The organism is Variovorax sp. J31P179 (genome assembly GCF_030316985.1).
Taxonomy (GTDB): Bacteria; Pseudomonadota; Gammaproteobacteria; order Burkholderiales; family Burkholderiaceae_C; genus Variovorax; species Variovorax ginsengisoli_B.
In genome coordinates this window covers 1-12422 of the sequence record NZ_JASZYL010000033.1, presented here as the reverse complement: position 1 = coordinate 12422, position 12422 = coordinate 1, and the positions used below count along the sequence as shown (strand labels likewise).

General features: G+C 61.1%; 10 protein-coding genes. 8 read left to right on the top strand and 2 right to left on the bottom strand.

Annotation, left to right across the window (positions count from 1 at the left end; translation table 11 throughout):
- Positions 1–125 precede the first annotated feature (125 nt).
- Positions 126–338, bottom strand: a complete 213-nt coding sequence (locus QTI17_RS34670) for a RyR domain-containing protein (RefSeq protein ID WP_286538711.1) — start codon at positions 336–338, stop codon at positions 126–128.
- 324 nt (positions 339–662) lie between these two features.
- Here QTI17_RS34670 and QTI17_RS34665 point away from each other — a divergent pair, with 324 nt between their 5' ends.
- Positions 663–1559, top strand: a complete 897-nt coding sequence (locus QTI17_RS34665) for a caspase family protein (protein ID WP_286538710.1) — start codon at positions 663–665, stop codon at positions 1557–1559.
- A 130-nt stretch (positions 1560–1689) separates the two neighbouring features.
- Entirely contained in the window at positions 1690–3159 is a 1470-nt protein-coding gene (locus QTI17_RS34660; protein WP_286538708.1) for an N-acetylmuramoyl-L-alanine amidase, read from the top strand.
- 156 nt (positions 3160–3315) lie between these two features.
- On the opposite strand, the gene QTI17_RS34655 is transcribed toward QTI17_RS34660, so the two are convergent.
- Positions 3316–4125 (bottom strand): 4a-hydroxytetrahydrobiopterin dehydratase, encoded by an 810-nt coding sequence (locus tag QTI17_RS34655; protein ID WP_286538712.1) that lies wholly within the window; start codon positions 4123–4125, stop codon positions 3316–3318.
- A 1318-nt stretch (positions 4126–5443) separates the two neighbouring features.
- Between QTI17_RS34655 and QTI17_RS34650 the strand changes: the two genes are divergently transcribed.
- The 6 genes from QTI17_RS34650 (at position 5444) to QTI17_RS34625 (ending at position 12147) form a co-directional block, all read left to right on the top strand.
- Positions 5444–7045: a toll/interleukin-1 receptor domain-containing protein gene (locus tag QTI17_RS34650; protein WP_286538707.1), complete on the top strand. Its 1602-nt coding sequence runs from the start codon at positions 5444–5446 to the stop codon at positions 7043–7045.
- Between the two features lie 880 nt (positions 7046–7925).
- A complete protein-coding gene (locus tag QTI17_RS34645) occupies positions 7926–8294 on the top strand; it encodes a hypothetical protein (RefSeq protein WP_286538705.1) in 369 nt (122 codons plus the stop codon).
- Positions 8295–8363: 69 nt separating this feature from the next.
- Positions 8364–8744: a hypothetical protein gene (locus QTI17_RS34640; RefSeq protein ID WP_286538703.1), complete on the top strand. Its 381-nt coding sequence runs from the start codon at positions 8364–8366 to the stop codon at positions 8742–8744.
- Between the two features lie 474 nt (positions 8745–9218).
- The gene (locus QTI17_RS34635; RefSeq protein WP_286538701.1) at positions 9219–10913 is read left to right on the top strand and encodes a DUF4062 domain-containing protein; all 1695 of its coding nucleotides are present in this window, start codon (positions 9219–9221) and stop codon (positions 10911–10913) included.
- Positions 10914–11110: 197 nt separating this feature from the next.
- Positions 11111–11308 (top strand): hypothetical protein, encoded by a 198-nt coding sequence (locus tag QTI17_RS34630; protein WP_286538700.1) that lies wholly within the window; start codon positions 11111–11113, stop codon positions 11306–11308.
- Positions 11272–12147, top strand: a complete 876-nt coding sequence (locus QTI17_RS34625; protein WP_286538698.1) for a nucleotide-binding protein — start codon at positions 11272–11274, stop codon at positions 12145–12147. The genes QTI17_RS34630 and QTI17_RS34625 overlap by 37 nt, the downstream gene beginning before the upstream one ends.
- The last annotated feature ends 275 nt before the right edge of the window (positions 12148–12422 follow it).

Below are 12422 nucleotides of genomic sequence, written 5' to 3'. Positions count from 1 at the left end.
ACAGCAGCATCCAGTTCGATCCTTGGGGCAATGCGCATGGCTGCGACCTCCATCGAGGTCGGAGTGTGCCGCATCTATTAAGTTCCGCTATTTCGAGCGCACTGCACTAGGTCCAAGTGGCTGGTTCAGCCATTCAGCCCAAGGCGCTCGATCGCTCCGTAGACCGCACGCACGGTGCTTCGATCAAGCTCTTTGGCGAGCTCCGGAAGTTCGTCGTAGGGAACCATGAGCTCATTGCCGCGCTCATCCTTGCGGGACGTCACGCCCTGGGCACGCTTGGCTTCCATCCAGGCGGAATGAACCTCCGCGGAAACGAGTTCGATGTCCGGCAGCTTCATGCTGCTTCCCCTTTCGAATGCAGCCTCGTTGTCGAAAAAAACAAGGAGACCGCGCGTGGCTCAGCGCACTGAGCGATGGCAACAGCGCCGCCCGAAGTGCAGCCTATTCTGGTTGACGCCGAGGATAAAGAGTGTCTCCCAACGCCGAGGTCCCGCTCGATCTCCTCTTGCTTTTGCTCTACATCGAAAAGTCTAGTCTGCATTGAGTACGCTCTCGTCCGATTTGCATTCATGGCGCCGCCAGACGCTCATATCATCACGGCGCCAGCGGCCGCTTTCGGCTTCCTCGACCCATGCGAGTTATAAAAGAAGAGGGGATGAACCATGGCTACAAAAAAGACGCCGACTTCGAGCGTTCGTGCGCTCTCGCTTCACATCGGACTCAACGCCGTCAATCCAACCGACTATGAAGGCTGGGACGGGCCACTGGCAGCGTGCGAGTTCGACGCTGCCGACATGGCGGCGATCGCCAAGTCGAGGGGCATGAAGTCCACCGTCCTGCTAACCAAGAAGGCCACGCGCGCCCAAGTGCTGGCGGCCATTCGAAGTGCCGCCAAGGCACTCAAGTCGGGCGGGTTGTTTTTCCTGACCTATTCCGGCCATGGTGGGCAGATCCCAGACATTGACCACGACGAGAAGGACAGAAAAGACGAAACTTGGTGCCTCTTCGATGGCCAGCTCATTGACGACGAGCTCTACTTCGAACTCAGCAAGTTCGTCAGTGGGGTGCGTATCCTCATTCTTTCAGACAGCTGCCACAGCGGGAGCGTCGCACGGGAACGGCCACCGACGCCGCCCCCTGGCACCCGGGCACGCTTGATGCCAGCGGGCGTCGCCAATCGCGTTTACCAAGCCCACCAAGCCTTCTACGACAAATTGCAGAGCGATGTAGCGAAGGCCGCTGGTGGCAGGGTGATCGATCCCGACGCAGCGTTGTCCCAGGTAGGCACTGCCGGGCAAGCTGCCACGGTCATCGGAGAGTTCAAGCCTGCGGTCGTCCTTATCTCAGGGTGTCAAGATAACCAGGTTTCACTTGATGGCGACCACAACGGCGCCTTCACCGAGCAACTCCTGAAGGTGTGGAACCGCGGAAACTTCTTAGGGACCTACGGAAGCTTCCATGCGCGGATCCGAGCGGGCATGCCCGACAGCCAATCTCCCAATCTCTTTGTGCTCGGCCCCGCCGTCTCCTTCCTCAAGCAGGCACCCTTCACAGTCTGATCCAGCTCGTCCGATGAGCGTCCCGTCGCCACGCACTTCGTGAAACCGTGCCTGCGTGATGGGAACGTGTGTGGTGCGTCTCAGGGGGAGCGTCTCAGAATTGGTTTGGTCTCAACCGCAGGAGCTTTGAATGCCCAAATGCCCATTTGCCACTTGGCGCCCGATCTCGGGCTCGTCCGGCCCGCACGTTGGTGGACCGTTCAAAATCGTGCACCACACCACGGAGGGAAGCAGTGCCGAAGGCGCAATGAGCGCTTTCAGCAAGAACCGCTCGGACCCCCATTTCACGGTAGACGCCACCACGATCTTCCAGCACATCGACACTGCCGAAGGCGCTCGCGCGTTGCGCAACGACCCTGGCGGTGTGCAAACCAATCGGGACTCAGCGATTCAAATCGAATTGGTCGGCTTCGCGCACCTTCCCAAAGATGGGCGCGCGCTCACCAATCTGGCACGCCTTTGCCGATGGATCGAGTCGACACACGGTGTACCTGGGACTTGGCCCGCGGGCCCGCCAAAGCCCGCTAAGAACGGCAAGGACCCGGGAGGCCACAACCGCGACCCGATCGTCTGGGACAGCCAAGGGGGTCACTACGGACATTGCCACGTCCCCGAAAACTCTCATTGGGATCCCGCATACTCCGAAGCCGAAGTGACGTTCATCATGGATGCCGCCTTCGACGCCCATGGCCGCCTGACATCGTCTCCGCCGCCCGCCTCGGCCGCCAAGGCCGCGCGCGGCAAGCCGACGCGCAACGCGCGAGCAACGAGTCCGAAATCCACCATGCCCGATCACGACGTGGTCCCTGTCGGCATCAGCGCCTATATCCGCGACCTCAGGTTGCCAAGAATCGAGCCCACCCCCGGAGTTCCCTCGTCGCGTTCGGGCGCGCACCCTGCCAAAGCAACGACCCGCAGCCTTCGCTCGGCCGTGACCACTCCGCCCGCCGACGCCAAGGTCGATGTTGGTAGTTTGATCTCCTTTGTGGACGGCCTCAGCGAGCAGGAGAAGGACGATGTCCTCTACTCTGTCCAGCTGGCGCAGCGTGGCGCAAGCGGGGCGTTCGACCGGTTCACTCAGACACGCTCGTGGTACCAAGCCTATTGCGAGATTCTCGAAAACCTAGGCTGGGCGACGGAGCAATTCGCCTTTACGCACTTCGACCAAAGCGAGGGCGAGTTTCGGATGGACCAGGCTGCGCTGGCCATCATCACGGCGATCGCCACCCAGAACCAGCTCGCTGTTCTTCAGCAGTCCGTGGCCGCGTTGGCCAAGCTCACCGAAGAGGACAACACCATCCGGCTGTTCGACTTTCACTCGTCACTCGAGGGCAGCGGAAACTTTCAGCTCGGCTCTGCTCAACGCGCTTCTAACGGCGCCATCTCGATGGCCATCGGCGCCTTCTACTACCGCGGCGTGGACGACCGTAGGCGCTTCCTCTTCTTCAAGTGGGGATCCAACCAAGTGAACTTCTGGAGCGCTGCACAGCGAATGACGTTCAATTCGCACTTCTACGCGCGAAGGAGAGACGAGGTGATCGCGAAACTGGACGCCGATGCGCCGAAGTTCATTTCGTCATTGAATTTGGGAGCGCGCTAGCGCCTCCATGGCATGTCGGTTGGTCCTGGACTGACGAAGAGCGGCTCAACGATCTTCCCATTGCGCTGCACGGCGCTACCAGGTCCATCTCAGCGAAGGTCTCCCATCGCTCCAGCCACATCGCGTGTTTGAACCGCCTGGCGGAGAGCTATCCGATCAGCGTGCACCTCCGCGTGGCAAGACTCTTTTCGGTTGCTTTGAAGTTGCCCCGGATTCAAGATTGCGTTGCGCGTAGAGTCGATCAACGATCGTGGCAGCCTTGACGTCATGTTTCGATATCTTGTTTCCGATGTCCCCTGTCGTAAAGCCGACGAACACCGTACGCCACTGGTTCTCGATCCGAGGATGATGGTTCAACTCGTTCAAGGGTTCGACCATCGATTGAAGAAACTCGATCGCATCTTTAAAATCCTTGAACTGATATCCCCGTCGTAGTTCGTGTCGTGTGTACGGATAGTCTCTAGGAATCGAGGTCTCAAATGGTTGCCAGCCGGGCAATGCAAGTAGCGCAGCATCCAGTTCTTTCTCCGTCAAAGGCCGGGCCTTCTTTTCAGGAATTGGACGCGCGAACTCATCATCGACATGTTGCAGGCCATAGGTCCCGGTTAGAACCCGTACCAATGCCGAAACATCACTTTCCCACTTGTTGTCGTTGAGAACGAAATGCTCATGTTTACGAAGACGCGCGAGGCTCGCAGGCAGTGCCTTGGCCGGCGGAAGTTCAAGCAGGCCACCGATCAGCAACGGAATGATCTTCTTGTTGGTTTTCAGTGCACATTCGATCTCCAGCCGAACCCAATCGTCGTTCGAATCGAGTCGCCGGCGGCCGTATTGATCTGCCGCCCTGAGCCAGTTAGGTCCTACTACGACAAGGGCAATTGTTGCTGCGTTCAACGCTCGCTTGAGACGATCCGGCCAGACATCTCCGGAAATGATCGACGAGACGTCCGTGAAAACCTGCCCCAGGCCAAAGCGTGTGCTCTCAAATGAAAGTACAGTGCGCGCATCGCGTCGCTTGCATCTGCGCGTCTATAACTGACAAATGGGTTTGGTTTTGACATGTGATACTCCCTACTTCCTAGCGCGGCAGGGAAGCCGACCCCATTCGGACCACATATGACAGTGAGTCAATGCGGAGCTCAGGCTTTCGCCATTCGCCTCCGTCTCTTGGGTCGCTTCAGCTGCGTGCCCTCTGTCGGTTTCCTGCGAAATACGGCTCCGGAACACAGCATTCGGCGGGCGGTACCCACGATTTGTGCATGCCGGGTCGACTCCACCCCCGCCTGTCGAATGTCCCTAGTCGAAGGCGTCGCAGCCTCACTCGCCTGAAATGAGGCACGCTGTGTCTTGGCCACAACTTGTCATAGCTACTTCGATCCCCGCCCGCCTTGATGAGACGACCGACTTGTGTCAGCCAACGCCCAAGCAAGCTTTATCCCACGCCAAACAGAAAGGCTCGTCCTCAATATTGGCGAGAACTAGCCCGGAAATTTCACCAGTAGAGGTCGGCACCAGACGCTCACATACCGTATCGATTCAGGAGCTTCCGTAACCGAACAGTATTGGGATCCTGCGCCTTTTGCAAGCTCTGTTCCGTGACATCAACCGCTCTGCATGCATGCATACGGCTTGCCGGTGGCCGAGTCGAAACATGAACGCGCCGGTTTTCCTCGGCCAGTGCCCGGCCAGTGCTCGGCGCACCTTTGCCCCAACACTGCCAACCGTCTCGCCTGAGATCAGCGCGCTGCAGGTCGACTCGGCAAGACGTGGCAGGCGATCGCGCAATGCCTGTAAGACGCAGGTTTTTCCAACGTGCGATCGCAGGCAGGGCTTCACACGGAAGGTCGTCAGACCCCGTGGATCCGGCTCCATGCTTTCGTCCTGCATCAGCGAGATGGGTCGTGCATCTAAATCGGCCCGGATGACCCGCTGCCAAATGCATGATCGTAGATCCCCTCCCGCTGAAGAACGTCCATGCTCCACTCCAGACCGGACGAGCACTACACGGTCAGCAGACCACACGCACGCGCGTGCCCCGACAATGTCCATCTTCCGGAAGCACTACGTGTCGAGTCCCGACAGCTTGCTCACCCCACCGCGATGCGTGCGATGGGCAGGTGGTCGACGCGCTGAGCCGCGGATCCCGGCACCGGCCTACCCAAAGCAGTGGATCTAGTGCGGTGTCGTCGAGAAAATGCCTCTTCACCCGGCGTTCCACGTGCGGTATTGGCCGAAGCCGGGCGCATACTTGCTGCCCCGACTGCGCAACTGGAAGGGCCCCGCCATGAGCAAGCTCAACGTGTTCACCAGCTATGCGAGAGAAGATCAGAAGATCGCCGCCGCGATCTCGTCGATGCTCGAGGACGTCTTTGGCGAGAACATCTTCGTGTTTTACGACAAGGAAAGTCTGCGACCGGGCGAGAGCATCAACGACACGATCAGGGACGGCCTGAGGGCGGCAGACACCATGCTCGTGATCAGCACGGGCGTCATGCGCACCACGCATTCGTGGACAGGTTTCGAGCTTGGCTTTTTTTCCGCGACTCACGAGCAGAAACCGGGCGAGACCGGTGTGCGGGGAAAGGTCATCAGCATCTGTACATACGACGACGTCCCTCCTCCCGAAGAGAACCGGCGTTACGTGTCGCTGAAGATCGAAAAGGAATTGGTCGATGCAGATCCGGTACGCGCCGGCAAGGATATCGAGATTGCGGATACGGACGATCTGCTTCAGCTGCTCGCGGACTTCGTGCTGGCGATCGATGGTGTCAACCTGAACGAAAAGAGGGCAAGGCGAGACGAATGCAAGAAGCACGCGCGAAACTTCAAGCTTGCCGTCGTGGAGGTGTTCAAGACGCGAGTCAAAGAGGTGCGCAAACCGCAGAAGCAGTTTCTCATCCGCTACAACATGAAGAACGTCGAGCCTAGCCACGACGACCTGCCGGCCGAAGCGACGATCATCTCGATGGGCGGAGCCATCGGTCTGTTCGGCGTGTCAAACAACGAGCCTTCCCTCGTCGACGTCGAGGCGAATGAAATCCTCCTCGTGGGTGCACGCGACAAGGGCCGTCTCGAGGCCAAGGGGATGGCATGGGGGAAGCTGCGCAACCTCATCGCAGGAGACCCCCTTGCCCTCCACTGGGGTTCCGCACTCTCCCAAATCGTCATCGCGGCGGGATTGCCGACCTTTGAGGCCGACAACAGCCAGATCATCATCACGCACGGCGGCGAAAAGCGATACCGCCTCATTCTGACGACGAGCACGACGTTCTATGACGGGACAGTGGAAGCGAGCGTCTACCTGGTGGAAATACCGCGTCGGAAAGACTATGGCCATCAGGATACGACCTTGCTGCTAAAAGGCCTGGACATCGTCTGTCGCTTCCGGTTTCTATTCCTGGAAAGCCAGAGCGACTTCTACTGGTTCAACGTCGATGGTTGGAGACCGGCAGGCCTGCCGAAGATGGCGCGGCAGCTCTTGACCGAATTGGCGCTGATGCAGACGGAAGCCCGCGAGGCCGAGCTGCACAAGCCTGGAAGCTGGGCCGCCTTCGTGTCACTCGAGGATCTGGAGGCCATGATGAGCAAGTGGACGCCGCTGGAGGCGGAGATCCGCAAGTGCTGCCTGCAGGCCATTGAACCCGGTGCCGATGAGGCGCTGCTGGCCCAGACCTTGGCTGCCTTGAAACAGCAACTGAGACGGCTTTCGAAAGAGTGTGCGTCCGACAATGCCAACATGCTCGGAGCGATCTCCAGGAGGCTGGTTTCCCTCGCCGACACGACCAAGGGGGCAACCAGCTTTCCTACGAAGGCCATCCCAAGGTCATCCAGTCCCGACTCCGGCGACAATCCGCCTGATCCTCAATCAGGTTCAGGCGTTCCATGAAATGACGCGACCCGCGAGCCGGTGGCTTGAGAGGTGGCGCCCCGTTGCATGCATGGGCCAACCGAGTCGAGGCGACTGCAGTAGATTTTGTCTCGTACCGGCAAGTCGATGGCACGCGACGAGCATTCGCATTCGTTTCGAAGCTGCTCGCGCAACGCCGTGTCCTGTTCTGGGATCATTGGAGCTCGCCCCGCCGCCTGACTGAGAGACGGGAGCAAGTGCCAAATGCGTCGCTCGATGACGCCATCCTGGGCGCGCTTCGTACTGCCCGATGCGTCTGGGGCATCCAGTCGCCGCGATACTTCGAACCCGGTAGCTACTCGGCCAAGGAGGTCGCGATTGCCCGATTCCTCGGGAGCTATCGAAACGCTGACGAAGACGATCCAAGCGCGTGCTGAGACACTTCTGCTGCATCCAACAGCGGCGGCCAAACCCTGCGCACGCCGCTCGGCAACATGCACTCTCACTCGGAAAGGCAGGGGCTACGCAGCCGCCGAGCCCGCTTGGAGCAGAACTCCGAGTTCGTCTTCCTGATCTCGGTCTCTTGGACACAAGCAGAAGTATGAGCGAGCGTCGCACCTTGTCGATTTAAAGATTTAGACGCTCATGCGAAGACATGTCCTCCATTGCGGAGTGCGTTGCAGCGAGTGTTCAGGGGTAGGCAGGGCAGGGACAAAATCGGCCGGCCGCCGTGCCACAAGGTTCCGATGGAGGCACTTCAGCGCAGGCATCTCCATAGTTTTGAAGACGCCGCCTTCGAAAGCCGCCGTCTGATCGGTCAAACTGGCCCGCGCAACCGTGTTTTTTGCGACTCCAATGGAGTAGAAAGCCGGTCCTGATCCCGGGCGGGTCGAGACGCCCACAGCATGGAGGAGTGCCCATGGCCGACGGAGGAGACAGCACGAACGCGCCGCACGCCGAGATCCATTTCCGCGTGCCGGGCACCGTTGTGACCAGCAGCGCGTGTTCGACGCGCGGCGGTGCCGCTCTGACTTGGCCGACCTCGGAGCACGCCAACGTGAAGCAGGCTGTGCGCGTTGGCACGCGGCGCGACGGCGGCAGCGACGTCACGCTCACGGCCAAGCCAGGAGAGGACGTCGTCGAGATTGCCACCGCCAACGGCCCCACGCTCGTCCTGCATCCGCAGGACGCAGTGGAACTGCTGCAGGCGCAGCAGGGCGGTGTTCCGCCGCAGAAGCGCGACGTCAGCGCGCCGGCGCAACGCGGTCAACGTATCGGCTCAGCTTGACTGGCGGGCCCGGAGGACGATGGCCGCACGACCAAGCGCAGTGGCCTGCTGCAATCGGTAGGCGGCGCGGTGCTGGGCACCATTCGCGTCGTGAGGCGCGTCATGGGCGGCAAGGCATCCGCGCTCACTGCCGAGGCCACCAGCACGCCGTTGGACGAACAGGTTGACCCCGGCGTGTACAAGTTGTCGCTGCAACCGCTGACGCCGCTTGAGGGAAGCCCGTCCAAGGTCGCGGGACGCATCGACGCGCCGGCCGGCGCGCCCAATCTTGTGCTCATCCACGGAACGTTCTCCAGAACCCTCGCCAAGCTCTGGCAGACACGCCCGACCCGCGTGGAAAAGCTGTTCGGCCACTACGGGCCGGGTCTACGCGTTGGACCACCCCACGCCGGCCGCCAGCCTGTTTGCCAACGCGCTGACTCTGCTACGCAAGTGCCCGACAACGCCTAGTTGCACCTTCTCACGCACTCACGCGGAGGCGTCGTTGCCGAGGTGGTTGGCGCGCAATGTGGACGGCCAGGGGCTCGATGCCGATTCGCTGGCGCTATTCGCGGAGCTAAGGAAGGACGCTAGCCGCGGCATCCGCGTCACGCGTATGGTGCGCGTGGCCTGCCCGGCGCGCGGTACCCCGCTGGCGTCTCGCCGACTCGACGCCTACCTGTCCGTGTTCAGCTGCGCTGGAGTTGGCGCGGCTGAAGGTCACGCCCACGCTGGTCGAGTTCCTCGGCGCCGTCGCCGCGGAACGCCTGAAGCCCGACGTGCCCCCGGGCTTGCAGGCAAATTCAGACACTGCTTCGTTCATTCTGATGATGACAGAGCCCGCATTGCGCAAGTCAGTTTGACTCTCTTCCGTAAGTCAAAAACCATGCCACTAGCGTGCGCCCGAGTGGCCGAAGTCATCGGTTCTCGCTAAACTTGACCTTGATGGCCAATTTGCCGACCACCACCCCGCGCGTATTCATCTCTTACACGGGCGAAGACCTTAAGGGCCATGCGGAACAGGTATCGCGGACTCTGCACGCGATGGACGTGTTAGTCGTCGACCACAAGGTACCTTCATCGCTAGGTCAGCGCAGTATCGAGTGGTGCTTCAGCGCGATCGACCACTGCGACATTGTCATCGTGCTGGTCGCCCACCGGTATGGTTGGGTTCCGAGCGTTGAGGATGGAGGCGACGGCGAAACGAGCATCACCTGGCTGGAGGTCAAGCACGCACGACAGCGCCTCAAGGTGGTGCTGCCGTACTTGGTGGAGCCTGATGCGGCATGGCGCACTGACTACATTGAAGCGCTTGCCGACACGGCGGTCCTGCCGCGGCTGCAGGCGTTCAAGGCCGATCTCGGGCGATACATGGCCGGATTCTTCAATCTGCCCGCGTCATTGGACGGGCCGGTTAGCCGCAATGTTCGCAGTGCGATAGACGATCTTCGGCTCCATATCGGGCCGAGGCCCGCCCCTGCAGTCGCCGGAGCCAGTCGGCCGTCGGTACGGCCTTGGATCTTCAGCCGTGCTCGGCCGCCTACAGTAGGCGAGCGCCTCACCGGTGCCCACCCGAAGAGGGTGCTCTCCATCGACGGCCCCGCAGTCGAGGTGGCATTGACATTGGCTTGGCTCGAGCGACTTGAGACTCTACTGCGGGCACGTTACGGCGAGCCCGACTTCATGATCGGCCACTACTTCGATCTGATCGCGGGCAGCGGCTTCGGCGCCATCGTGGCCGCCGATTTGGCGCTCGGCAAACCAGTGGCCGACACGAAAGCATTCTTCCGGGCGCACATCGGCGATGTCTTATCCACGCGCAGCGGCTTGTTGTCTAGGCTGCACCACCAGTTCAACCCCGCGCCGCTGACTAGCCTGCTCAACAGCCGCTTCGGGTCCGCGCCAATCTCCCAACAGGCTTGGTGTACCGGCGTGATGCTGGTCGGTGCGCGGCTGGAACGTGGCCTGCCATGTCATTTTGCCAATCATTCGGTACCGGCCTCAGCACCGCGGTCTGACGAGCCGCCGCTGGCTATAGTGCTTTTGGGCTGCAACTCGCAGCTGAGCTACTTTCCGCCACTGGTGGTACCGGACGCCGATGGCGTAGCGATGGCGCTGACGAATGCCGACATCGTCGCCGCCGGAAATCCCAGCCTGTATGTGCTGCAACAGATTGCGGCGCCGCCGTATGCTTGGCGGCTCGGCCGCTGGCAATTGGCGATGATTTCAATCGGCGGCGTCGAAAAAGCGCTGCGTCGCTCCGCCGCCGAGGTCGCCAGAGCTTATCTTTTGCCCCAAGTATTGTTGGCGGTAAATGCATTATTGCGAACGACGACGCAATCCACACGGCTGCTACTCGGCGCCTTGTCGCAGGGCCATGGTGGCGACGACGTTTACGATGGCGCGCTGAGCTTTCAACGCTTCGACCAAGCACCAGCGTCATTGCAGGGCGCAGAGCGCGAGTTGCTCGACCGATTGGCCGACATGTCCTGGGACGAACGCGTGGAGCATTGGCCCGACCTGGAGCGCCTCGGACGGGTCATGGCCGCAGCGGGCATGAGCGTCGACGTGCTGCATCCCGACTTCGACGTCCGCGAGTTGTCCGTCAACGGCTTGCACGCGAGTACCCCGAGGTTGTGATGGGGCTACCACCAGACTCAAGCGCCTGCTTCTCAAGCTCTGGCTCTGCTCCACTGGAAGAGCCCACGATCGCGGGGTGAACCGCCCCGGATTTTGAGAAGGCCGGGCTGCGTGCAGAACGGCTTGCAGCCGGGTTCCCCTTTTTGGGGCGGAAAGTCTTGACGTCCCTCCGCCGCAGGATGCATGCTCCGTTCGCGATGCCCTACACGCACGACATCGTCATCTGCTACCGGCGCAATGCCGAGTCTCGGGCGTGGATCGACGAGCACTTCGTTCCGCTCCTTGAGTTGCGCATCGAGCAAGAGCCTGACCGCAAGCCCAGGATCTACATCGACACGCAGTTGGAGAGCGGCGCTTCGTGGCCGGCCGCGCACTGGGCAGTTCGCGGATCCTGATGCCTCTGTGGAGCGGCACCTACGTGGCAAGCAAGTGGTGTGCGCAGGAGCTTGCCCACAAGCTCGGGCGCGAGCAGAACACCCGCCTGCGCTCGGTGGCGAAGCCGCACGGCCTCGTGGTGCCCGCCTTCATCCACGACGGCGAGAAATTTCCGCCCGAGCTGGGGCACATCAGCTACTTTCAGATCCAGATTTGCTTCATCGTACGGATGGCGCGGAACAGCCCGCGTGCCGAGGAACTGGACGCAACACTCGCCAATCAGGCCCCCGCCATCAGCCATTGCATCCATGCTGCCCATGGGACGCCGGCTGGACTGCAACGGCGGAAGAAGCATTGGTCGCCCTTTTCCATCGGCAGGTCGCGCCGCAATCTGAGGTGCCCCGATTCACTTCCGACTGAGGCCGTCATGGGCACGATTGTCACGTTCTATTCATATAAAGGAAGCGTTGGTCGCAGCATGGCGCTGGCCAACGTTGCGCTGCTGCTCGCACAGCGCGGCCTGCGCGTGCTGGGGGTCGACTGGGATCTCAAGGCGTCGAGGCTCGAGCGGTACTTCAGCATATTCGACGAACGCGAAGGCAGCCCGGGACTGCTACGCGCGTTCAGCGACGCCGTGGACCGCGGTGCGTCGCAGGTCGATTACCGTGCCTATTGGTTCACCTGGCCATCGATACCCGAGTACCGCTCACGCTGCTCGACAGCGGGCGCGACCATGACCCTGACTACTCTCGCCGGCTCGAAACCTTCGACTGGACGGCATTCCTCCGCGAGCACGAGGGCGGCGCCTTCGTTGAGGCGTTGCGCACGCGCTGGCGCCAAGACTTCGACATCGTCCTAATCGACAGCCTTACCGGCCGGTCGGGAGCCTGTACGGAGTGCGCGACGTGAATCGAACGCATGCGCCTGCCGCTACAGGATATCTTTGGCTTTGGCGAGCGGTTGGCAGACGTCGAGTAGGTATCGCTAATCCGGCTGGACTAGGTTTCATCTATGACCGCGTCGCGTAAGCGGCCAGTCTCCCCACCTTGAGATCAGAGGCCAAGCCGGAGACCATGCTGTCCACCTAAGTTAGCTGGACATCTATGGACGTCAATCCGAAGCAACGCCGCCGGC